General features: G+C 67.8%; 23 protein-coding genes. 9 read left to right on the top strand and 14 right to left on the bottom strand.

Going from position 1 to position 23079, the window contains the following annotated elements:
• The 5 genes from H7X46_RS23400 (at nt 1) to H7X46_RS23385 (ending at nt 3497) form a co-directional block, all read left to right on the top strand.
• Nucleotides 1-888, top strand: a complete 888-nt coding sequence (locus tag H7X46_RS23400; protein ID WP_345368056.1) for an aminoglycoside phosphotransferase family protein — start codon at nt 1-3, stop codon at nt 886-888.
• Between the two features lie 90 nt (nt 889-978).
• Nucleotides 979-1458 carry a helix-turn-helix transcriptional regulator gene (locus tag H7X46_RS29175; protein ID WP_222131403.1) on the top strand — a complete coding sequence of 160 codons (480 nt, stop codon included), beginning with the start codon at nt 979-981 and terminating at the stop codon, nt 1456-1458.
• 3 nt (nt 1459-1461) lie between these two features.
• Complete coding sequence (locus H7X46_RS29170) at nt 1462-2154, top strand: hypothetical protein (protein ID WP_222131402.1); 693 nt, start codon at nt 1462-1464, stop codon at nt 2152-2154.
• A 16-nt stretch (nt 2155-2170) separates the two neighbouring features.
• On the top strand, nt 2171-2899 hold the full coding sequence (locus H7X46_RS23390; RefSeq protein ID WP_345368057.1) for a 5-formyltetrahydrofolate cyclo-ligase: 729 nt from the start codon (nt 2171-2173) through the stop codon (nt 2897-2899).
• A 7-nt stretch (nt 2900-2906) separates the two neighbouring features.
• The gene (locus H7X46_RS23385) at nt 2907-3497 is read left to right on the top strand and encodes an AAA family ATPase (RefSeq protein ID WP_186361417.1); all 591 of its coding nucleotides are present in this window, start codon (nt 2907-2909) and stop codon (nt 3495-3497) included.
• 206 nt (nt 3498-3703) lie between these two features.
• On the opposite strand, the gene H7X46_RS23380 is transcribed toward H7X46_RS23385, so the two are convergent.
• From H7X46_RS23380 to H7X46_RS23370, 3 genes are all read right to left on the bottom strand, one after another.
• On the bottom strand, nt 3704-3985 hold the full coding sequence (locus H7X46_RS23380) for a hypothetical protein (RefSeq protein WP_186361416.1): 282 nt from the start codon (nt 3983-3985) through the stop codon (nt 3704-3706).
• A 124-nt stretch (nt 3986-4109) separates the two neighbouring features.
• Nucleotides 4110-4343, bottom strand: coding sequence for a hypothetical protein (locus H7X46_RS23375; RefSeq protein ID WP_186361415.1), 234 nt, complete (start codon nt 4341-4343; stop codon nt 4110-4112).
• A 390-nt stretch (nt 4344-4733) separates the two neighbouring features.
• Entirely contained in the window at nt 4734-5012 is a 279-nt protein-coding gene (locus tag H7X46_RS23370; protein ID WP_186361414.1) for a hypothetical protein, read from the bottom strand.
• A gap of 988 nt (nt 5013-6000) precedes the next feature.
• On the opposite strand from H7X46_RS23370, the gene H7X46_RS23365 reads away from it, so the two are divergent.
• The 3 genes from H7X46_RS23365 to H7X46_RS23355 all read left to right on the top strand — a co-directional run bounded on the left by H7X46_RS23365 (nt 6001) and on the right by H7X46_RS23355 (nt 7703).
• The gene (locus tag H7X46_RS23365; protein ID WP_370588924.1) at nt 6001-6849 is read left to right on the top strand and encodes a helix-turn-helix domain-containing protein; all 849 of its coding nucleotides are present in this window, start codon (nt 6001-6003) and stop codon (nt 6847-6849) included.
• A gap of 45 nt (nt 6850-6894) precedes the next feature.
• The gene (locus H7X46_RS23360; RefSeq protein ID WP_186361412.1) at nt 6895-7293 is read left to right on the top strand and encodes a DUF397 domain-containing protein; all 399 of its coding nucleotides are present in this window, start codon (nt 6895-6897) and stop codon (nt 7291-7293) included.
• A gap of 158 nt (nt 7294-7451) precedes the next feature.
• Nucleotides 7452-7703, top strand: coding sequence for a hypothetical protein (locus tag H7X46_RS23355; protein WP_186361411.1), 252 nt, complete (start codon nt 7452-7454; stop codon nt 7701-7703).
• A 78-nt stretch (nt 7704-7781) separates the two neighbouring features.
• Here H7X46_RS23355 and H7X46_RS23350 read toward each other — a convergent pair whose 3' ends face one another.
• The 7 genes from H7X46_RS23350 to H7X46_RS23320 form a co-directional block, all read right to left on the bottom strand.
• Nucleotides 7782-8987, bottom strand: coding sequence for an MFS transporter (locus H7X46_RS23350; RefSeq protein ID WP_345368060.1), 1206 nt, complete (start codon nt 8985-8987; stop codon nt 7782-7784).
• Between the two features lie 116 nt (nt 8988-9103).
• Nucleotides 9104-10537, bottom strand: a complete 1434-nt coding sequence (locus H7X46_RS23345; protein ID WP_186361409.1) for an MFS transporter — start codon at nt 10535-10537, stop codon at nt 9104-9106.
• 333 nt (nt 10538-10870) lie between these two features.
• Nucleotides 10871-11359 carry a heavy-metal-associated domain-containing protein gene (locus H7X46_RS23340; protein ID WP_186361408.1) on the bottom strand — a complete coding sequence of 163 codons (489 nt, stop codon included), beginning with the start codon at nt 11357-11359 and terminating at the stop codon, nt 10871-10873.
• Nucleotides 11356-12456 carry a cytochrome c biogenesis protein CcdA gene (locus tag H7X46_RS23335; protein ID WP_186361407.1) on the bottom strand — a complete coding sequence of 367 codons (1101 nt, stop codon included), beginning with the start codon at nt 12454-12456 and terminating at the stop codon, nt 11356-11358. The genes H7X46_RS23340 and H7X46_RS23335 overlap by 4 nt, the downstream gene beginning before the upstream one ends.
• Nucleotides 12457-12702: 246 nt before the next feature.
• Nucleotides 12703-13827, bottom strand: a complete 1125-nt coding sequence (locus H7X46_RS23330) for an FAD-dependent oxidoreductase (RefSeq protein WP_222131401.1) — start codon at nt 13825-13827, stop codon at nt 12703-12705.
• A 68-nt stretch (nt 13828-13895) separates the two neighbouring features.
• Nucleotides 13896-16370 (bottom strand): cation-translocating P-type ATPase, encoded by a 2475-nt coding sequence (locus H7X46_RS23325; RefSeq protein ID WP_186361405.1) that lies wholly within the window; start codon nt 16368-16370, stop codon nt 13896-13898.
• Nucleotides 16367-16600, bottom strand: coding sequence for a heavy-metal-associated domain-containing protein (locus H7X46_RS23320; protein WP_186361404.1), 234 nt, complete (start codon nt 16598-16600; stop codon nt 16367-16369). The genes H7X46_RS23325 and H7X46_RS23320 overlap by 4 nt, the downstream gene beginning before the upstream one ends.
• 110 nt (nt 16601-16710) lie before the next feature.
• On the opposite strand from H7X46_RS23320, the gene H7X46_RS23315 reads away from it, so the two are divergent.
• Complete coding sequence (locus H7X46_RS23315; RefSeq protein ID WP_186361403.1) at nt 16711-17166, top strand: heavy metal-responsive transcriptional regulator; 456 nt, start codon at nt 16711-16713, stop codon at nt 17164-17166.
• Nucleotides 17167-17287: 121 nt separating this feature from the next.
• Here H7X46_RS23315 and H7X46_RS23310 read toward each other — a convergent pair whose 3' ends face one another.
• From H7X46_RS23310 to merB, 4 genes are all read right to left on the bottom strand, one after another.
• A complete protein-coding gene (locus tag H7X46_RS23310) occupies nt 17288-19561 on the bottom strand; it encodes a cation-translocating P-type ATPase (protein ID WP_186361402.1) in 2274 nt (757 codons plus the stop codon).
• Nucleotides 19562-20013: 452 nt separating this feature from the next.
• Nucleotides 20014-20358, bottom strand: a complete 345-nt coding sequence (locus H7X46_RS23305) for a four-helix bundle copper-binding protein (RefSeq protein WP_186361401.1) — start codon at nt 20356-20358, stop codon at nt 20014-20016.
• Between the two features lie 277 nt (nt 20359-20635).
• Complete coding sequence (locus H7X46_RS30910; protein WP_186361400.1) at nt 20636-22012, bottom strand: NAD(P)/FAD-dependent oxidoreductase; 1377 nt, start codon at nt 22010-22012, stop codon at nt 20636-20638.
• A 409-nt stretch (nt 22013-22421) separates the two neighbouring features.
• Nucleotides 22422-23069, bottom strand: a complete 648-nt coding sequence (merB, locus tag H7X46_RS23295; protein WP_186361399.1) for an organomercurial lyase MerB — start codon at nt 23067-23069, stop codon at nt 22422-22424.
• Nucleotides 23070-23079: the final 10 nt, after the last annotated feature.

Below are 23079 nucleotides of genomic sequence, written 5' to 3'. Positions count from 1 at the left end.
GTGACGGCACCTCTGGAGACGGCAGACAACGTACTCGCCACTGCAGCGCAACTGGCTGGCCTCGATGCCACGAACGCGGTCATGATTCGCGATGGCTCCAACGTGATGTACCAGCTACCCGGCCGTGTCGTTGCACGGATCGGGCCTGAGCACACCCACGACAACGCCGCGCGGCAGGTCGAGGTCGCTCGATGGCTCACCGACTCCGACCTCGCTGTGGTCAGGGCGCTCGACGGCGTTCAGCAGCCGACCGTCGTGGGCAGTCGGCCCGTGACCTGGTGGGAACAGCTACCGGAGCATCGCCCGGCCACGACGGCAGAACTCGGTGCAGTCTTGCGATCGTTGCACGCGCTCAGCCCGCCGACGCACCCGAAGCTACCCCGCTTCGATCCCTTCGCGGGAATCGACGAGCGCGTTGCCGCAGCCCAGCATCTGCCTGGGGACGACCGAGACTGGTTGGTCCGACGTGTCGAGGAGCTGCGCGAACAACTGGGCAATTTGGGGATCGACCAGTCCGACAGTGTCGTCCACGGAGACGCCTGGCAAGGCAACGTCGCCGTTCCCGAGACCGGCACACCGGTCCTACTCGACCTCGAACACGTGGCACGAGGGCACCCCGACTGGGACCTGATCCCCATCGCGGTCGACCATGTCGACTTCGCCCGCCTGAGCAGCACCGACTACCACGATTTCGTCGCTGCCTACGGCGGGCATGATGTCACGACCAGCTCCGCGTTCCGCGTCTTCGCCGATATCCAGGAGCTGCGCTGGGTGGTGTTCGTCCTCGGCAAGGCCGCCAACAGCGCCCACGCCGCACGCGAAACACGCCACCGCATCGCATGCCTGCGGGGCGAGATCCCGCGGCCGTGGACCTGGACCGCTTTCTGAAACCTGGATTGCCGCACCGCTGTGTGGTCCTTGACCTGCGAAAATCCGACGAGGATCATGGGGTGACACTGGTCGAATGGGGGCGCGTACATGTCCGGCAAGCGGGTGCGTCTTGCGCGGCAGCGCTGCGCGATGGGGATGACCCAAGAGGAGCTTGCCGCCGCCGTGGGCATGGGAACCGATCGGTCGACGATCTATCGGTGGGAGTCTGGAGAGACCACCCCTCCGCCGCGCAAGCAGCCCTGGCTCGCCCGCGCGCTCGGTGTTTCGCCCACCGAGCTGATCGACCTCCTCACGCCGGAAGCAGGCCCGGATAAGCCCCCGAGCAGGGGACGGGTCGGGTATGCCCTCCGCTCCCCGAGCAGCCCGGACCCGGTCACCGTGGAGCGCCTGTGGCAGGAAGTCCGTGGCCTGGACGAGCGGTATGACTGGATGCCGTCGACATCCCTGCTGGCCGGTACCGGCCAGGCCCTCGGTCAGATCGGCTTCCTCGCCCGCAGCGGCGGGGATGGCGCTCTGCAGCGCGATCTCTTCGCGGCTGAGGCCACGGCGGCAACTTTGATGGGGTAGCTGGTGTGGGATGCTTCCCAGCGCCGAGATCACCGGGCCGCGCGGCAGTATTTCGATCAGGCGACCGCTGCGGCCCGCGAGATCGACAGCCCGACTGCCGAAGGGCATGCGCTGCTGCGCACGAGCTATCTCGCGCTCTACGGTGAGCGCGATCCCATCGAAGGACTCCGGCTGACGGAGCAGACTGCCGAGGTCACGCGCTCAGCCAGCAACGTCTTAACCGGGCTGGCGCGGCTGCACTCGGCCGAGGCCCACGCCATGCTCGGCGACGCACGGCGGTGCGAGTCAGCCCTGGCCGCCGCGGAGTGCAGTTTCAGCGGCGTCCGGGCTACCGACGGTGCGGCGCATCTGTTCTCCGAGACCCAGTTCGATCGGCTGGCCGGCTCCTGCTATCTGTTCTTGGGTGACCATCGCCGCGCCCAGCGCATTCTCGTCACTGTGGCTCAAGCCATGACCGCGCAGAGCAAGTCCCGTGCGATCGTGCTGGGCAACCTCAGCCTCGCTCACCTGCATCAGCGTGACCTCGATGCGGCTGCGGCGAGCCTGCACGATGCCATCGATGTCCTGGAGGCCACCCGGGGTGGCGGCGGGTTGAACATCGTCTCCGACGCCGTACGCAAACTCCGCCGTTGGCGTGGCGAGCCCGTCGTCCAGGACATCTACGATCGGCTGTTCTCCCTGATGACCACAGCGTGACGAGGAGCCGCACACAGTGACCACGACCGAGGTGGATGCGCGCAAGGACACCATCCGGCGGAAGGTGTGGAACCTGCTGGACCAGCAGGGTGTCGTCGCTGGCGAAGGCAGTGCGTACGGGCGCATCCCGAACTTCATCGGCGCCGACGTTGCCGCTGATCGACTCGCGGCATTGCCGGTGTGGAAGGACACAAGGGTGATCAAGGCCGTGCCGGACAAAGCTCAACTCCCGGCCCGCGCCCGCGCCTTGCGTGAAGGCAAGGTGGTCTACATGGCCGCGCCCAAGCTCGCGCCACCGCAGCCCTTCTACCTACTCGACCCCGCTGAGCTGACCGTGTCCGCCGAGGACGCCGCCTCCAGCCGTACCGCGCCGTCGGTCGCGCGCAACGTCGGCCTGGATGAGCTGCGGCCGGTCGACCTGATCGTGTGCGGCAGCGTCGCCGTCAACCGCCATGGCGTGCGCATCGGCAAAGGCGCCGGCTACTCGGACATCGAAGTCGCCCTGCTTGCCCAGGCCGGTCTGATCGGTCCCAGCACCACGATCGTCACCACCGTGCATCCGCTCCAGGTGATCGAGGACGACATTCCCGAGACAAACCACGACTTCAGCGTCGACGTGATCGTCACGACCGACGAAGTCATCACCTGCACGCCGCCGCGCCGCCCCAGCGGACTCCACTGGGAGGATCTGAGCGCAGACCAGATCGCGGCAATGCCCGTCCTCCAGTCATTGCAGAACCGCTGACGACCCCATGCTCGACGAGCAAGCATCAGCGCCGTCGGCGACGAGCCCGACCGGAAGCAAGAACTCACGGCTCGTTGTGCTCCGCGGCCCCTCGGGCTCGGGAAAGTCATCGACCGCACGCCGGTTGCGCGCGCAGCTTGGTCGCAGCGTCGCGCTGATCGAGCAAGACTACTTTCGCCGGACTGTGCTCAAGGAGCGCGATGTTCCCGGCGGGGCGAACATCGAGCTGATCTCTACGGCTATACGGTTCGCGCTTGACCGCGGGTGGCACGTGATCTGCGAGGGAATCATGCACGCGGCGCGCTACCGAGACATGCTGGACCGGCTGCGCCGTGATCATGTCGGCGGGACGACGTTCTATTACTTCGACATTTCCTGGGCCGAGACCCTACGACGACACGAAACACGGCCACAGGCCGCCGAGTTTGGCCATGACGAGATGCAGAAGTGGTACCGGGCAGCGGATCAACTCGGCTTTACCGAAGAGCGCGTCATTCCTGAAGAATCCCCACTGGACGACACGGTCCACCGTATCTTGGGTGAGGCGTTCAGCGAGAGTGCCGCTCCACAACGAGCTGATTCCGCTCCTGGGGGCTGAATGCCTTGATCGCGCCAATCTGGCAGTACTATGCCGTGAGGATGGGACGATGGCTCACCCACCGAGTGGCTGGCCGTCGAGGACAAGCGAGGCAGCGGCCAATAGTGCCACCATTATCAGAACGCCAAGGATGAAACGCAGCGGCGCGTCCGGGCCGCAATAGCTTCCTGACGCGGGTTTCTTGAGGTGTCGCACGATAGAATTCCTTACATATTCCACTTCTTGCGCATCAGTTCGAGCATGTGCGCTAGCTCGTCCCCGGTCATAGGTGGTTGCCACTGACCAGTTCTTTGCTGTGGTGCTCGTTCCGGTTCTGTTCGCTGGAACGCGACCTCGGCGGCGCGGTGTCTCTCTTCCTTGATGTCGGGGTCGTCCATGTCGACCGTTGGCCATTGCGGTTCATCGTTGAGAACTGCTGGTAGCTCTTCGGTTGGAGTGGCCAAGAGTGCTCGCTCGAAGGCAAAAAACGGCACGGTTGGCTCCTCCATCGTTTCCGCGCTATGACGTCCGCTGTGGTCAGAGGTAGACACGCCCGTGATCGGATTCCCCGTGCTGTCGCGAAGTTCGTGACGCCCCACAGCAAGCCGGCATCCATCGGATGTGTGACGTCGATCAGGCCGGCGTGCTAACCGGAGCGGTCGTACGGAGCCGTAGCGAAGTGCGGTCGTCCTGCAGGGCGGCAAGCCGGTCCCGGCATTCCACGCACACCGGTTCGGTCGGCTCGCCTTCGTCGAAGCGCGGCGGTACCAGGTACTCATTGGCGCACAGCGACGGCATGACGATCTGATGCTGACCGAGCGGCCCGTTCATGACGTAGGGCATCGTGACGGGCTTGCCGGAAGTCATCCGCGGGTAATGCCTCGTCCGGGCTCCAAGCACGCCGGGACAGGGCGTGGTGGCGGTGACTTCGTCCAGAGGTATACGCATGACGAACCTTTTTTCGATGGCGATGGATGGGCGGGCATGTGGTGCTACTGCCGTGTTCGGTGGGCAGCGCGATGTCGGACCCCGGAAATGCGGGTGCGGTTGGTCAATGCCGCGCTTGGAGAACCTTGCGGGCGATCGCCACGACAGCGGACCAAGGCGGCAGCGGTCGGTCCTGCTGCGGGCGCTGTGGCCAGTGCTCGGCATCGGCCGGGTGCGGCACGACGACATGACCGCCGCGCGGGACGGCACGCACCCTGGCTGTTCGCAGCTCGGCGGGCAGCTCCAGATTGGCCCGCTGGCACGGCGCCGTCAGGAAGGTCCACCATCGGTGTCGCTGCCGGTGCTGACGGGGCCGCTCATCAGGCTCGTGCTCAACTCGGTGGCGACAGCGCTGGCCAACTGCGCGGGGAGGATCAGCGCGTCGAGCGCATTGCCGGTATGCACCACGAGTCGCCGCCGACGAGCGTCGAGGCTGGTTGGCCAACCCAAGTGACGGTAGAACTCCACGCCAGCGGCGAGGTCACGCTGCTCGGCGCAGGCGGCAGTCGGGGTCGATGTCGGGCCACCTCGGTGCATTGTGCTTGCCATGGCGATCCTCCGATCCTTCGCTCGGGGCGGGAGGAGACGGGCGACGGGAAGTCCTCGCGAGACGTGGGTGTGCGACGCCGTCTGGCGCGGGCAACGCTTGGGCGCCAGGCGTGCCGGGGCGACGGGGCGCTGGCGGCTCCGACGGCACGAGCGGCGCGCGGGTCAGCAACGCGTCACGCAGGGCCGCTCGAAGCTGCCCTGATTCGGTGGTGGTGAGCGTGAGCCGTCCCGACTGGGACGTGTCGATCATGATCCCGTCTGTGGACACTCCAACCCGCAGCTGCGCCTTGCGGCCTCGCTCGTCGCGACAACGCACGATCCAGTCAGCCGACGCCATCCACCCTGCGTGCTCCAGCAGCGCGAGCACGGTGTTCGCGAGCCTGCGCCGCCTCATGACGGGTCCCCTGCGTTCGGGTTGGAAGTGGAACCCGGTGGGCAGGCGGAGGTCGGGGTCAACGCCTGCCCACCGGGGGTCATAGACGCCACGGCGGCCCCGACGGAGTTCGGGGCATCCGCGGGGCCGCCGTGGTCGAGCCCTGACCGATCCGTTCGGGGGACCGCCGTGCAGGCAGCGGATCGGGCAGGACGATCGAGAAGCTGCAGTCGCACTACGAGGAGAGAGCGGCGGGTAGCACGCGGAGTCGTCGCTCGCGGGAAGGGGACTCGACGCAGCGCTACCCGCCGCCGGCGGCTCGGCCGGTCGGCCCCGACGGGGCGACGCGACCGAGCATGCCTGGGCCGGTGGTTCGCGAGATTCGGTGGCATTGCTGCTGGACAGAGATGCCTTTGGGGTGCGCCACCATCGCCAGCGTCCTCATCGAGTACCCTCATAACTTGTGTACTCATAGGAGCAACCTCGCGGATGTAGCGGTTCGGCATCTGACTTTGACCTAGACCGTAACTCGTGTACTCAAGTTGAGTACACGTACAATCGGGTGAATTAGCCTGTGCCATGCGTGATCAGGCTGGTTGCGATACGGAGGTAGGCGTGGCCCAGCAGCTCCCGCCAGCGGTGATGAAGATCGTGTTGGGCAATGAACTCGCCCGGCAGCGTGTCGAAGCCGGGTTGAAGCAGGATGACGCGGCGGAGGTCTTGCGCTGTACCCAGCAGAAGATCGCGCACATCGAGTCCGGCAGCGGTATCCGGCCGATGGAGCTGGATGCGCTGCTGGAGCGCTACGGAGCCAGCGAGACTGACCAGGCTTATGCCCGCGACCTGCAAGCCGAAGGCAACCGCCGGACCAAGCGCGGGGCGTTCAGTACACGGTTTCGCCAGCACATGCGCCTGCTGGTGGACATGGAACCAAGCTGCCAGCGCTTCTTCTCGTATCAGGCCATGGTCGTGCCTGGCCTGCTGCAGACCGAGCGATACATGCGCACCCTGTTCCGCGCATGGCGCCCCTCGCCGAGCCAGGAGCAGATCGACCGAGACACCTCGGACCGGCTGGCGCGCCAACGCGTGCTCGATAACACCGACCAGCAGTTCTGGTTCGTCATCGATGAGGCCGCGCTGCGCCGTACCACCGGGAGCGCGGAGATCGTCAAAGAGCAGGCCATGTGGCTGGTCGAGGCCCTGGACCGGCCGAACGTCGAGCTACAGATCGTGCCGTTCAGCACGGGCTACTACATGGGCCAAGGGCATGACTACAGCATCTTCGGCTACGACACCCGGCCACCGGTCAGTATCGTTTACCTGGAGCAACACGATGGTGGGACGTACGTGGACGACAGCAAGCGAACGACCCGGTACCTGACCTTGTGGGAGCAGCAGAAAGCCGCGGCATCAGGCCCGGAGCAGACGCGTCGCTTCCTACTTGATCTCGCCGGCACCCTATGACGTCGCAGCCAACGAAGCAGGAACAGACGAAGGAAACCAGCGGAGATGACCTCCAACAACACCAGCACAACTCGCCGTAGCAGCATCGTTGGGGCGTGGTTCAAGAGCACCTTCAGCAACCCGGACGGCAATCAGTGCGTCGAGGTCTTCTTCGGCACCGATCTCGTCCACATCCGCGACAGCAAGGACCGCGGTGCCGGCCCGGTTCTGAGTGTCCCTGCTGGTCACTGGGCACGGTTTTTGGACGAAGTCGCTGGACGTGCACCGGCAGGCTCCAACACCGTGATCCAGATCCTGATCAACTCGGACGGTGGGGCAAGTCTTCGTGCGCACGGCACTCCGGAGCAGGTCCTGTCGTACACGCCAGGTGAGTGGTCCGCGTTCGTCGCAGGCGTCCGCATTGCGGAATTCGATCTTCCCAGCGGCGAAGCGCTTGCCGCCTGAGCCGTCGGCATGGGCTGGGGCCGCCCACAGGGCAGCCCCAGCCGTCTTACCGGAGTCGACCATGCATAGCCGCTGACGATCAGCGGTCGGACTCGCCGCAACCGATGTTCCTGCCTGCTTGATCGCGTGGTGTCGGGGGTCGAGTACATGCTGTGTGCATGTCGGTTGCGGAACTTCGTACTGAGTTGACGAGTCTGGCAGCGCAACTTCCTGTTTCCCCGCTCTCCACGGCCCGCCGAAGTACCGAGGATGCTCGGGCGAGCCTGGCCTCTGCCTGGAGGGGAAGCGATCATCGTTCGGCGCAGGCAGCGGTGACCGCGGCATCTGCGGCAACGGAGCGCCTTGCCAGGATCATCGCGGCCCTGGAGCAAGCGGCTGAGGAGATCGCCGCCTACAACGAATGCCTGTGAGCGATGTCGGCGCTCACCGAGACCGTCTGCGGGTGCCAGGAATGTGTCCGCCTGAACAGTCCGGGCCGGGCACCTGTGTCAGCGGGCCGGTTCGGGGTGTTCGGCGGGTCGTTCGCGACGGAACAGTCCTGCGGCAAGACCAGCGGCTACCAGTGCCACGACGGCGAAGGCGCCTAGGGCGGTGGGGAAGCCTGCGGGCAGCAGAATGGCTTGGAAGGCGAGGCTACCGGTGCCCATGCCGATGAAGAGGGTGCAGACGTTGAGTCCCATGGCCTGACCGCGGTGTCCGGGTAGGTCGGTGACGATGCCGGCCAGGGGCGGTTGGGTCATGTCGTAGCCCAACGAGAGGGTGATGATGCCGGCCTGGACGGCGGCCAGCGCGGGCTCGACGGCGAGTAGTGCGGCGCATCCGGCGGCCACGGCCAGCCCGAGCGGGATGATGCGGGCGCGGCCGTACCGGTCGGCGAGGTGCCCGATGACCGGTCCGAGTAGTAGCCCGGGGATGCCGTAGCCGAGCAGGGCCAGGCCGATGTGGGTTTCGTCCAGGCCGAAGTGCTGGTGCAGATAGACCCCGAGCCAGGTGTAGATGCCGGAGTGCAGCACGGCGTTGACCAGCACGTAGCCGTAGGTGCGCCGTCCGCGTGGGGTGTGCAGCAGGCTGGCGAATCCGGCGGCGACCATGCGAGCTGGGGGCGGTGCGGCGGGCCGCGGTGTGGCTGGGATGAGCCGCGTGCCGAGGGCGAGCAGCACGAGCCCGATCGCGGCCACGGTGCCGAACAGGCCGTGCCAGCCGAGGAAGGGTTCGCCGAGCGCGCCGCCAGCAGCACCCAGGGCCATGCCGCCGGCCATGCCGCCGAAGAGCCATCCCAGGGCTCGGCCGCGGCGTTGGTATGGCACGAGATCGCCGATCAGTGCTAGCCCGATGGGTACGACGCCGCTGGCGCCCAGCGCGGTGACCAGCCGCAGGAGAATGAACCATGGTGCGTCGCTGACCAGCGGGGTTGCGGCGGCCAGTGCGGTGAAGGCGGCCAGTGAGGTGAGGATGACCGGGCGGCGTCCCCACCGGTCCGACAGTGGCCCCCACAGCAGCACCATGGCTCCGTAGGGCACGAGGTAGGCAGGCACGGCCAGCCCGACCACGGACGGTGTGGTGTGGAAGTCCCGCGCCAGGGCCGGCAGGATCGGCGCGATCATGAAGATCTGCGCGAAGATCACGAATGCGGCCGTGGTCAGCAGGGCCAGCATGCCGCGGGGCGCGGCGGGAGGGGCGGCTTGATCGGACACACGTCTTCCTTGTCTCGGTCTCGTCGCGACCCGTGTCGTCGGGTCGACAGTCGGGCTTGTGCTGCCCGCGCCGGACTCGCGGCGTGGAGTCCGGCGCGGGAATGGCGGGAGGTGGGTTAGGTCGCTGGCGCGGGCTGGGCCTCGGCGACGGGCGTGGGGCGTTTGAGGCCGAGCACCAGGACCGCGCCGAGGGTGGTGAGGGCGGCGCTGACCCAGAAGATGGTGGTGTAGCTGGCCGCCTCGCCGGGTACGAATAGTGCGCCCAGGCCGCCGATGGCCACGGCGCGGCCGATGTTGTGCGAGAAGTCGAACCAGCCGGTGGCTTCCGCGCTGGTCTCGGCGGGCACATCCTGTAGCGCCACCGAGGCGGTCGGCCCCAGGGGCAGGCCCTGCCCTGCCCCGGACAGCGGGGCGAGCACAAACAGCCACACCGCCGAGGTCACCGGGGAGACGAACACCGCCAGCGCGACGAACGTGGCCGCGGTGAGCACGAACCCGGTGGCCCAGGGCAGCTTGGGGCCGAACCGGCCGGCCAGGGACCCGCCCCAGATCCCGAAGACCACGGCGCCGACGGTCATCAGCAACAGCGCGTTGGAGGCTTGCATCGCGGGGAAGTCGAAAACGTTGCGCAGCATCAGCGAGGTGAACATCATCGCCGAGAACATGCCCACGCACACCAGGAACGTGCCCGCGTTGCCCAGCACGAACTGCCGATTGCGCCACAACGACGACGCGAACAACGGCTGCGCGTTGACCCGCTGATTGACGATCAGCACGGCCAGCCCCACCACGAAGATGCCCAGGAACACCGGCGCCAGGGAGCTGAGCGTGGCCACCGGCCCAGTGGCGACACCGCCGCCCATGGTGCGCAGGAACCCGGCTGCGGCCAGCCCGACCACCAAGGCGGTGAAGCTGACCGTGAAGGCCACGGCGCCGACCCAGTCGAACCGGCGCGCCCGCTGACGGGGCAGCTCCTCCAGCCCCACCGCCGCCCATCCGAAAGCGGCGGCCCCGGCCAGGCCGGTGACCCAGAAGATCGACTGCCACCCGAGCAGGCTCGCGAGATACCCGCCGATCGGTGGGCCGGCGACGGTGCCGGCCAGTAGCGCCGCGCGCCAGATCCCCAGCCCGGTTTCGCGCTGCCGATCAGCCAGCTGGCGGGCGATGAACACCATCGATACCAGCATGATGCCCCCGCCGAGGCCTTGCACCAGCCGCAGCCCGAGGAACGGGATGAAACCCGAGAAGGCTGGGGTTGCCAGCGACCCGGCCGCGTATAGGCCGAGCCCGGCCAGCAGCACGCGCTTGTGCCCGAACGCGTCGCCGAGCTTGGCGATGACCGGCATCACCACGGCGAACGGCACCAGATACGCGATCACGCTCACGATCGAGGCAGGCTGCGCCACCCCCAAAGCTCGGGTGATCTCCGGGGCCGCCAAATAGGTACCCGTGGAACTCAAATTGGACAGAAACGTCGCCATAGATGTGACGCCGACAATGCTTGCCACCGCGCCCCGAGGTGCGGCTCGCGCCGCCTGATCCATCGGCATATTTCTCCCTACCCACGCTGCTGATTTGCCCACCACGACTGGCCCCGCCGCGAGGTGGAAGCCGCAGCGGCCCGCCGAGACGGCCGACCCGTGCCGTGGTTTGCGGTGACCGTAGAAGTTTGCCCCCGCGGCAAGGTCAACCCGCGGATCCGTGCTTCACCGCATCGAGCTCGCTCCGGTAGCCGGCGGATCGGCCGGCCACATCATCAAGCGGGTATGCACACAGGCCCGCGAACCCCCTGGGAATGCAGGCGAAGCAACCGGTCAGACCGCGTGCCCGCAGGAGATCGCAGCGGCCTTTGTCGGCTTCGTGCCGCGGGCCATGGTGGTTTCCTACTGCCTGTGCGAGGGCTGCTGGGCGCGGCGGAGGAAGAGCCCTGCGCCGGCCAGCGCGATGATCCCGAGCGCCGTGACTAACAGCGCGATGGTTCCGCTGCCCGTGTTGTCTGCACCAGCCTGGTCCTGGCTGTTCCCGGCTGGGGGTTGTGCCGGGTGGTCGCCGCGGGCGGTGGAGGCTCGGTAGTAGGTCTGGGTGTTGATGGCGTGGGCCAACGCGTCCGGCGAGGTGCGCGTGGGATCGAAGGTAACCCGGGCCTGCTGGCTGGCGCTGTCGGCGTCGGCCGTCTGCACACCCTTGCTGTCACGCAGCACTGCTTCGACAGTGCGTTCGCAGTTGGGACAGGCCATCCCGTCGACGGTAAGCGTTGCCTGTTCGGTCGCACCGGCGTGCGCAGTGGAGCCCAGAAGGATGCCCGCGATCAGGACCAGCAGCGTTCCTATGAGCGCGGTGCGGGAGACGGAGCGAATGACGATCTTTCTCATCCCGCTATTCCCTTCAGCAAGGCCGGGAATCCGCCCACGGCAAGGAATTCCGCGGCGAAGTAGGCTGCTCCGACGAGCAGCAGGACCCCAACGGCGCGTTCGATCCAGGGCACCCATCGGGTCAGACCACGCATGTTGTGAAACGCTGCGGTGGAGGTGCCCAGCACCACTAGCGGGATTCCGCGCCCGATGGCGAAAGCGCCGAGCAGCAGCGCCCCGTACCACACCTGGCCGGTGGCCGCGGCGCCCAGCGCCACGGGCAGTAGTAACGGGGTGCAGGCCGGGCAGGTGAGCAATCCGAACGGCATCCCGAGGGCGAAGGCCCCGCCCGCGGTGTGGCGCTGGCGCAATCGGGGCAGAAACGAGGGCAGCCGAGGACGCCACAGCCGCAGGATCACCAGGCTCAGCACCAGCAACAGCACCGTCACGACGGCGTTGAACAAGGCCAAGTGCGCCCCGAGGTAGGACAACGCCGCGGTGCCAAAGGACGCGATCGCGGCCCCGAGGAGCATGTCGACGACAGCCATACCGGCGACGAACGACCCGGACAGCCGAGCCGCGCGTCCGGCGGAGTGAGTCTGCGTGCTGGTGACCAGGCCCATGACCGCTGGAGCCATGGCGTAACTGGACGGAGCGAACCCGACGGCCAAGCCGAACAGCAGCGCAATGCCCACCGTGGCCACGGAGACCTCGCTGAACAGGGCGTTGAGCTGCTGCAGCGCTCCAGCGGCGAAATACGCTCCCGAGCTCATCTGGAAAGCCACGGTGCCCATGCCCAACACAAGCGCCACACTGGCGGCGATCGCCGCGGGCCGCAGCCACCCAGCTCGGCGTGCCGTGTCCTGAATCCCGATTCCAACGGTGTAGCCGAGTTCCTCGATCACCGCGCGGAGCCGCGTCTCGTCCAACTGCGTACCGTGGATGGTGACACGATCATCATCCAGATCCGCGTCCACATGCGACACGCCAGCGACTTTGGCCAGGCCGAGCTGCAGGGTATTGGCACACCCGGCACAGGTCATCCCCGCTACCGGCACGTCAATCCGAGACAATCCACCGGCCACGGTGTCGGAGGCGTCCTCGTGTTCGTGGGGCATCCAGTCCTTCCTCAAACATGCCTGCAGCGATCCGGACGCGTTGACTCCAAGGCGAGTCAACGGTGCGTCAGCAGCGAAACGCTAGAACCTTCCCCCGGGGAAAAGGTCAAGCACGTTCTCGACAGACCGACACGATTGCGCGTTCCGTCACACGCTGCCGCGCGGGAAACCGAGTTCGTAACCGCTGATCGCACGTCCGGCTGTAGGGACGGGCCGTCCTCTGAAGCCGGCTCTGCACTGGTGTGGCTAGGCGGCGGGTGCGGTGGTGTTCCCGACGAGCTGGTGCGCGAGCTGGGTGGCGTCGTCGGCGCAGCCCCAGGACAGGGTGACGCCGGCGCCGCCGTGGCCGTAGTTGTGCACGATGCGGGTGCCGGCTTCGGTTTCCAGGCGGACGTTGTCGCGCCGGAAGGGGCGCAAGCCCACGCGCACCGGGTCGTCGGTGTCAAGTTCCGCGTCGGCCAGGGCGGGGAGGAATTCCTGACAGCGGCGGAGCATGTCCCGCACCGGTGGGTAGTTGTCCGGGGTGAGGTCGGTGTTCCATGTGCCATCTTCGACAATTCCGCCCACCAGCAGCCGATCCTGGCCGCGGGGCACGATGAAGACCATGTCCTGCTGCGGGCTGGAGGGGTCGTTGGCCAGCGCGTGCGCGGTGGTGATCCGGGGCATGCTGGTGCCGTCGTTGCGCAGCCACAGCAGCGCTCCCCGGTGCGGCGAGAGGGTGGTGTCGCCGGCGAGTTCGCGCGCGCCGAGTCCGGAGCAGTTGACGATCACGTCCGCGTCGAACTCGGTGAGCAAAGCTGACTCGTGGTCGCGGAGGTCGCCGGTGATGCGGCGCGGGACGAGGCGGACACCGGTGGCCAGAGCCTGGTCCCGCAGCCAGGCGTTGTAGCGGTCGGTGTCGACCATCGGCGCGGTGTACTGGTAGGCATCCAGCACGCCGGCACGCGGGTTGATCCCGTGGCGGTCGATCAGCCCCGGATCGTGGGCGAATCCCGGCACGTGTGCGGCGACTTCGTGCATCTTGGCCAGTTCCAGTGGTTGCTCGTCGACTGGCCGGTGGAAGTAGGACACGGCCGGGCGCAGATGCACCCCGGTGTGTTCAGGGTGCGTGGCCAGGTGTTGGAACTGCCGGTAGGAGACCATGGCCCAGCTCTTGGATTGTTCGAGCAGGGTTTCGTCGTGATGCCGGCCGCAGACCGATGGGGGCCACTCCCACAACGCGCCGGCCACTGTGGAGACGATTCCCGGGCCGGAGTCGGCGGCGGCCACGGTGACCCGCCAGCCGTGCTGGCGCAGGGTGATCGCGGTGCTCAGCCCGATCACCCCGGCGCCGATCACTAGCGCGGCGGGTGTTTGTGCCTGCGTGCTCACGTCGTGCTCCTTCATCGCGATGAGTGGTGGAACCGTGCGAGCGAGGCACCCTCGCTCGCACGGGAGAGTCAGTCGTGGGCCGGTTGCGCGGGTTCCGGACGTTCCTTCGCGCTCTGCTGGGTGCGTCCGACGCTGCCGATGGCTTGGGACAGCAGGGAGGGGCGGGTGCCGATGGAGTTGATGAAGATCGAGGTGACCGAGGCGGCCATCGCGATCATCGCCCAGACTGGGTAGACGAGGCCGGTGGTGGCCAGGGGCACGCCGATGCCGTTGAAGGTGAACGCGATGGCCACGTTGGCGCGGGTGCGCCGGTAGGCACGGGCACTGATCTCGCGGGCGTCGAGGACGGTGCTGACCTCGTCGCGCAGCAGCACGATGTCGGCGGATTCCACGGCGATGTCGGTGCCGCCACCCGCGGCGATGCCCACGTCGGCCTGCATCAGCGCGGGTGCGTCGTTGATGCCGTCGCCGACCATGGCTACGCGGGTGCCGTCGGCCTGCAGCTCGCGCACGATCTCGGCCTTGCCCTCCGGCAGCACGCCGGCACGGACCTCGTCGATGCCGAGTTGGCCGGCGATGTGGGCGGCGGCGCGTTCGTTGTCGCCAGTCACGAGCACCGGTTCCATGCCTGCCTGGCGCATCCTGGTTACGGCCTCGGTGGCGTCGGGCCGTAGCTCGTCGCCCAGCGCGATCAACCCGATGGCAGCCCCGTCGCGGGCGATGAGGATGACGGTGTGTCCGGCCGTCTCCCACTGGTCGGTGGGGGCGGTGACCGTGCTGCTGTCGACCCCCTCATTGGTGAGCAGGCTCGGTTTCCCGGCCAGCACGGTGTGCCCGCCGACGGTGGCGCGGACCCCGGCACCGGTGACCGAGGTGAATTCCTCGACCTCGGGAACGGTCAACCCCTTGTCATGCGCGGCGTCGACGACAGCGCGGGCCAGTGGGTGTTCGGAGTGGCTTTCCGCGGCGGCGGCCACCGCCAGCACCGCGTCAGTGTCGCCATCGAGGGCATGAATGCCGCGCACGGTCGGTGTGCCCTTCGTGAGCGTGCCGGTCTTGTCCAGCACGATGCGGCGCACCAGCCGGAAGGTCTGGAACGCCTCACCGGTGCGCATCACGATGCCGCGGTCGGCGGCGTGCCCGGTGCCGCGCACGATCGCTAGCGGCGCGGCGATCCCGACCGCGCAGGGATAGCCCATCACCAGCACGGACAGCGCGGCGAACACCGCGCGGCGCACGTCCGGTTCCCCGGCCAGCACCCAGCTGCCGGTCAGCCAGGCGATCAGAGCGAGCGCCGAGATGCTCAGCACGGTGGGGGTGTAGACGCGCAGCACCCGGTCGACCAGGTGCAGGATGCCGGGTTTGAGGGCGCGGGCGTCTTCGACGTGGCGCACCACCTGGGCGAGGAATCCTTCGGCGCCGGTGGCGGTGACCTCGATGAGCAGGCTGCCGGTGCCGTTGATGGCCCCGCCGACGACCTCCTCGCCCGGTCCGCGTTCGGCCGGGACGGGTTCGCCGGTGACCAGGGAGAGATCGATCGCCGAATAGCCGGAGCGGATCGTGCCGTCCAGCGGGATGCGCTCGCCCGGGCGCACGCGCACGTGCTGGCCCACGGACACCTGCTCCACGGGCACCTCCGCCTCGCCCTCGGTGGTCACCAGGCGGGCCAGGTCGGGCTGCAGGTCCAACAGTTTCTTGATCGACTGGCTGGAGCGGGTCTTGACCAGCAACGACAACCATTCCGAAAAGATGTGGTAGTTGGCCACCAGCACCGAGACGGCGAAGAACGCCGCCGTGGGATAGCCGGGCAACACGTTGGTCAGCCCGATCAAACCCCCGGCGATGCCGGCGAACGCGCCGACCTCCAGCAGCACGTGTTGGTTGAGGATCCCGCGCCGGGCGGACTGATAGGCCATGCGCAGGATGTGCGGTGCCACGCCGACCACCACGCCGATCCCGATCGCCCCGGCGAGCCACCCGATCACCGGCGGCTCCAGCCACCCGGCGCCGCGGGCACCCAGCGCAGCCAGGCCGGGCGCCACGATCGCTGCCGCGCCACCCGTGGCCTTCGCGTGCCCGGCCGGGCGCAGCACGGCATACGAGACCGGCACCATCAGCGCGACCACGGTCAGTGGCACGAGCACTGACCAGATGCCGGTGACCTCGGCGATCAGCCCGATCGCGGTGAGGCTGGCGGCGACCGCGCCCAGCAGCCGCGTGCCTTCGCGGATGAGGTCGCGTTCCTCGTCTTCGAACGCGCGGAGCTTGCGCGGGTCGTACAGCTCGTAGCCGACATCGCGCAGCGTGCCTAGGATCGCCTCTGGGCTGGTGCGGTCGGCCTCGTAGTCGACCAGCACCTGTTCGTGGGTCAGGCTCACCGCCACCGTGCCCACGCCGTCCATCCGGCCCAGGGCCTTCTCGATGGTGCCGGTGCACAACGAGCAGTGCAGCCCCGCGATCTTCGCGCGGATCCGCTCGTGCCCAGGGTGCGGGCTCGGTTCCGGCGCCCACAGCTCGCTGCGTTCCTCGGTGGTCGTGCTCATGACGACACCTCTTCTCCCACGACCTGGAACCCGGCGGCCTCGATCCGCTCGGTCAAGTCGGCCACCATGGCCCGGTCGGCCAACTCCGGACCGATCTGGATCTCGACGCGTCCACTGACGTGGTCGGCCTGGACATCTCGTACGCCCTCGACCCGGCGCAGCACGGTGCCGATCCGCTGGGCACACCCGCCGCAATGCATGCCGGATACCTGCATGACGATCGATTCCATCGCCTGCTCCTCACTAGGTCCGAGCTGCCGTTTTCTTGCTCACCGACACGCTAGAACCTTGCCGCTGGGGTAAGGTCAAGGGAGAAATCTCGACGCGTTGGGAGACTGTCGTGGACATGACGGTGGGAACTGCGGCTCGGGCCGCAGGCGTGAGCGCGAAAGCCGTACGGCTGTGGGAATCCAAGGGACTGTTGCCGCCGGCCGAGCGCACCGAGGCCGGCTATCGCCTGTTCACCGAGGACGATCTCGGCGTGTTGCGGTTCATCCGGCAGGCCAAGGCGCTCGGGCTGCAGTTGACCGAGATCAAAGACATCCTCGACCTGCAACGCGAAGGATCCGTGCCGTGCGCGCGGGTCACCGAACTCCTCGATGCCCGGATCACCGAGATCGACCGGACTGTGGCCGACCTGCGCCAGCTCCGCCGTTCCCTGGCTACCGTGCGCCGCTCCGCCCGCGACAGCCAGCGCCGCGGCGAGCACGCCGTGGTCTGCCGCCTCATCGAAAACCACACCGACAGCGAGGACCAGCAGGGCGCAGCCGGCGAGAAGACGCCGGACGCTGATTGAGCCCGGGCAATGATCGCGCCACCGCCTGCCGCCCGGTCATCACCGGTCACATGACGGGTGACGCCCTTATTAGGTCCATGCGGACGCAGCCGGACCATCGCGGCCCCGGCCGGAGAAGCGCTTATGCCGTCGGTGCGGGGGTGAGCGCTTGGCGTGTGATGATGTCGCGCAGGGTGGAGAACATCATGGACCACTTGCCGCGCATGGAATTGGCGAAGACCGCCGTAACGCTGACGATCATGACAGCCATGGCCCAAATGGGTTCGACCAGCCCGGTGGCGGCCAGGGGAACGCCGATGCCGTTGAACAGGAACGCCAGGGTCACGTTCTGCACGGTCCGCCGGTAGCCGCGCTGGCCGATGGTGCGGGCGGTGAGCACGGCATCGAGCCGGTTGCCGACGATGATGACGTCGCCGGATTCGATGGCGATGTCGGTGCCGCTGCCCATGGCAATGCCCACGTCGGCCTGGGTGAGCGCGGGCGCGTCGTTGACGCCGTCACCGACCATGGCCACCCGGCCGTGCTGCTGCAGCTCGCGCACGATCTCGGTCTTGTCCTGCGGCAGGACCTCGGCGCGGACTTCGTCGATGCCGAGCTTCTCGGCGACGACCACCGCGGCGCGGTGGTTGTCCCCGGTGACCATCACCGGGGTGATGCCCCGGCGCCGCAGCTGCTCCAGCGCCGCAGGGGCGTCGGCGCGGATTTCGTCGCCCAGCGCGATTACCCCCTGGACCTCCTCGTCACGGGCGACGGCCACCACGGTGCGCCCGGCCGCTTCGAGCTCTTCGGCGCGCTCGGCAAACCGACCCAGCCCGCCGGCGCGGTCCGCGACGAACGACGGCCTGCCCACGAGCACGGCAGCCCCATCGATGGTCGCCCGGATTCCGTGGCCGCGGATGGCCTCGAACTCCTCGGCAGAGGCCAGCGCCAGCCCGCGTTCGCGGGCCGCGGCGCTGATCGCCGCCCCGAGCGGGTGCTCGGAGGGGGCCTCCGCGGCTGCGGCCAGCGCCAGCAGCTCATCCCGATCGCCGCTGGTGTCCAGCTCGCGCACGGTGAACACCCCCTCGGTTAGCGTGCCGGTCTTGTCGAACACGACCCGGCGGACCTGCCCGAAAGTCTGGAACGCGTCCCCGGTGCGCAACACGATGCCCTGCTCGGCCGCATCGCCCGCACCGCGCACCAGCCCCAGGGGTGCGGCCATGCCCATCGCACACGGATAGGCCATGATCAACACGCCGAGCGTGGCGAACAGGATCCGGTTCAGCTCAGGCGTCTCGCCGAGCACGAGCGGACCCAGCGCCCAGAACAGCCCCGCTGCTCCGGCCAGCACCAGCACCGTCGGAATGTAGACCTTCAGCACGCGCCCGACCAGGTCCACCACCGCGGGCTTGAGCGCGCGGGCCTCCTCGATGTTGTGCACGATCTGCCGCAGGAAGGTGTCCTCACCGACGTGGGTGATCTCCACCAGCAGAGTTCCGGAGTCGTTGATCGCCCCACCGATGACCTCACCACCCTCGCGTTTTTGCACCGGCACCGACTCGCCGGTCACCAGTGATTCGTCCACCGCCGAGTGCCCGGAGAACACGCGCCCGTCGATGGGGATCCGCTCGCCCGGCCGCACCCGCACGACATCACCCACCGACAGGGCCTGGATCGGTACATCCCCTTCGAGTCCGTCGCGCACCAGCCGGGCCGTGTCCGGCTGCAACGCCATCAGCTTTTTCACCGAGTGCGAGCTCTGCGTGCGCACCAGCAGCGACAGCCACATCGAGAACACGTGATACGTCGCCACCAGCACCGTCACGGCGAAGTAGCCACCGGTGGGGTAGTCCTCCAGCGGAAGCGCCAGGCCGAGCAGCCCACCGACCAGCCCGCCGAGGATGGAGGCGCGCACCACGGGGCGGTTGGTCAGCAACCCGCGCCGCCGCGAGTGCAGCGTGTCCGAGAACAATTCCGGGGCCACCACCAGCGAAACCACCGCGAGCGCCCCCAGCGGCCAGCCCACCCAGCCACCGACCACGCCGGTCAGTTCCAGCAGCATCAGCGGAACCGTCACCACGCTCAGCGCGGCCAGGATCAGCAATCGGCGTCCCTCGCTGACGACCTTGGCCGCATCCTCGTCCGACTCCTGCCCGCCGCGCGAGGCCGCCGAGTCCCCGACGGCGAACCCGAGCTCGCCCACCGCAGCCTGCAGCTGCTCGGGGCCAGTGCGTTCCGGGTCGTAGTCGACCAGCAACTGCTCATCCGGCAGGTTCACCGAAACCTGCTCCACCCCTGGCAGCTCGGCCAGCCTCCGCTCGATGATCCCGGTACACAGCGAACACTGCATACCGCTGACTGGCATCGTCAGCCGTGCGCGTCCCTCGGCAACCGTCTCCGAAGCGGGAGTGGGCATCACTGACTCCTCAACCATGCACGAACCGGTCACCCGGTGTTCTCCACGCACGCTAGAACCCTGCCCCAGGGGAAAGGTCAAACGCGTCAATCACACCCGAGACGGCGAACGGACTATGCGGGACGGGACGTCCCGAACGTCGCGATTGTCACCGGTCCCAGCAAGACAGCCGTGCAGCTCGACTCTCGACCTGCACGGGGAAGCCCTTGGAACCTTGGCGCCGCAACACCCTTCAGCTTCCCAGCTACCCGCCACGCGCATTTCCGAAAGAATCGGGTGGCTCCGACCTGCGGTTCTGCGCTGTCACTTGTCAGCGTTCTGCGCAGTGCAGCGCGCATCTGTTGGGCTGGGCTGCCACCCCAATGGCAACCCACCGAAATGAGGCTCTCCTCGGCATCGCACACCGAGGGGCTGGGCCGTGAGTCTTGTCCCTCGGTGTGCGACGCGTCATCTCAGGCGGAGACCGAGGCCATCGCCCGGCACTGCTGAGCACAGCGGCGGCAGGCTGCGGCACATTCGCGGCAGTAATCCAGGTCGTACTTGTCGCACTCGGCCGCACACGCCTCGCAGACCTCAGCGCAGAGCTGACAGAGCTGGGCAACCCAGCGTGAGTCCCGGGCGAGCAGCGTCACGCAGGCAGCGCAGATCGCCGCACAGTCCAGACACAACCGGGCACACTCGGCCATGTCCGGGTTGTTGGCGCAACAGTTGTAATTGCACGTCTCGCATGCCTGCTGGCACTCCGCGCACGCATCCAAGCACGCCTTGTTCGCCTCACCCACGGTCGCGACAGCCATGACGAACCCTCCTTCGATAGCTATGTCTTCTGGCATTGCGCGTCCACAGCGACCCGCACACAGGTCAGGTGCGCCGCCGTCGACCGCCTCGCGAACGTAAAGGCTTGTCCCGGAGACAAGGTCAACGTCGTACCCAGCAATGGAGTGGCTAAACCACCCATCCGAGTAAGCCCCGCCCGGGCGGGGCCAGCCACTAACCTCACCCACCGGCGGACGGCCCCCGGCGGATCAGCGTGACTTCGCTGAAGAGCGCGTCATCCCGCGAGTCACGCTGGTGTCAGCGGGGCATCCGCGTTGGTTCGAGGTCGAGTTGTTCCAGGGCGGCTCGGTAAGCCTCGTTGTAGGTGGGGAATTGTGGGATGCCGTCGAGGAGAGTTTCGAGGGGGATGCGAGCACGGATGGCCAACGCGGCCGTGTGGATCCATTCGCTGGCCAGCGGGGCTACGACCCAGGCGCCGATCAGAATTCGACGGGCGCGGTCGACGAGGAGTCCGAGGGTGCCCTGCGGGCTGGTGTCGTAGGTCCAGGGGCGCGCCAGCGCGCCTGGAAGGTCGAGTTCGGTGCTGACGGCATCGATGCCGCGTTCGGTGGCTTGGGCGTGGGTGAGGCCAACCGCGGCGATCTCGGGGTGTGCGAACACGACACGGGGGATTGCGGTGTATTCGGCAGTGCGTGGTCGACCGAGAATCGTGTCGGTCGCGACGCGCGCCTGGTATTGCGCGACATGCGTGAACAAGGCGACGGCGGTGGCATCGCCCAGCGCCCACAGGCCCGGTGCCGCTCGACAGTGCTCGTCGACGGGCAGCGCACCGCTGGCGTCGGGGTGGATGCCCGATTGTTCCAGCCCGAGATCGTCGGTACGGGGCCGGCGCCCGGCACCGAGGACGGTCACGTCGGTGCGTACCGTGGTGCCGTCGTCCAGTTCGACGACGGTGTCCGCCCCGTCACGACGGGCAGCACGGGCCTCACTGCCGAGTCGCACGTCGATCCCGTCTTGGGACAGGAGCTCTGCGGTGAGCTCCCCGACGCGTGGGTCTTCGCGGTCGAGGAGGCGAGGACCGCGTTGCACCAGGGTGACCTGGCTACCCATGCGGGCCAGGAACTGGCCGAGCTCCACTCCGACGGCACTACCGCCGATGAGCACGGCGCGCTGGGGAATGTCGGTCAACGTGGTGGCTTCGCGGTTGGTCCACACCGGCACCTGATCCAACCCGTCGATCGGGGGCCGGACGGGCTCGGAGCCGGTGGCCACCACCACATGCTCCGTGCTCAGTTCTTCGCCGCCGACCTGCACGCGCCACGGATCGCGCCCGGTCACGCGTGCCGTTCCCTTGAGTACGGTGGCGCCGCGCTGTCGGTATGATTCGACTTGTTTGCTGTCATCGAGGTGGCGGATCATGCCATCCCGATAGTCGCGCAGGGCTGGCCAGTCGAGTGCAGGTTCGGCCAGCCCCGCAACCTGAGTGGCCTCGGCACGAGCCTCCGGTGGGCGCAGCAAGGTCTTCGACGGGATGCAGGCCCAGTAGCCACACTCCCCGCCTATGAGCTCCCGCTCCACGACGGCCACCCGCAAACCGCCTGCGATCAGGCGGGAGGTGGCGACCTCGCCGCCGGGGCCGGCGCCGATCACGATCGCGTCGAAGTCACTGGTCACGATGCTGCTCCTGTTCTCCTACGGTGCTTGTCACCGACGGTGGCGCCTGAGTGTGTCCAGCCGCTCTCGGTGATTGCGGCGTGGGCTGCGCCGAAGGTGAGCTGGGCGAGGATGCTGCGGAGGTGGCTGCTGGCGGGGTAGGCATGATTGGGAGTGCTGAAGCTCAACGCAGGTAAGGGCTGCGTCGACGATGGCCGACATGGCGACTCTGTTCCCCAAGGCGGTGGCGCAGACGGTGGTGTTGCCAGGGAGTCAGGTACTGCCACTTGCTCAGCAAGATCTTGGAACCTGGTCGTCGGCATGGATACGTACCTCTTCGGGCATTACTGGATGTCCGCAGTCGGAGTGCCCCCCAGGAGCTTCGGGCAATCCTGTGTCGGCACGCGGCGGATTGCCCTTGCAGCGTGGGTCAGCAGCCCTCGGTGTCGGCTTGCTGGCACGACGTGGCAGTGAGACCTCGTGCGAGGTCGTATGCCTCGGTGACGGGCAGCACGGAGGCGTCGGGATCGTCGTCCAGCCATGGTTGTGCTGCCTGTTGGCTGGTGAAGAAGTGCACGTGGTTGCAGAAGTCGGCGCGGACGGAGGTCAGGTCCTCGGGGGTGACCAGAGAGACAACGGCGGTAGGTGGGTCGACGTCGGTCACCCCGGTGTCGTCGATGGCGAGGTGAATCGGGATACCCGTGACCTGGCACGGCGAGGTGACGCGGGCGGGTCGGCCGAGCAGCCGGGGATAGACCAGGGTGTCCATGGCGCACCAGGTGTAGAGCACTCGCCCGTCGATCTCGAAGCGGTGCGGGGTCGGCCGTAGAGTGAGTCCTGCGCCGACGATCCGGCCCGCCTCGTCGTATTCGATGTCCGGCGTGCTCGCCAGAGCGCGGCGAACCTCCCGCACCGGTTGGCCGTGGGCGGCGGCCAGATCCTCGATGGTTACCGGTTCGCCGCAGGCGAGCAGGCGCAGCAGCGTGAGCCCGCGCCATCCTTCGCTCGCGCTGGTTTCGGGCCGGAAGACAGAGTCCAGTGTGGACGCAATCTGGTCGCGTTCGGTGGCCACGATCATGGCCCTTTCT

Origin of the sequence: Pseudonocardia sp. C8, from assembly GCF_014267175.1 — a bacterium.
Classification (GTDB): domain Bacteria; phylum Actinomycetota; class Actinomycetes; order Mycobacteriales; family Pseudonocardiaceae; genus Pseudonocardia.
This window is presented reverse-complemented; position numbering and strand designations above follow the sequence as displayed.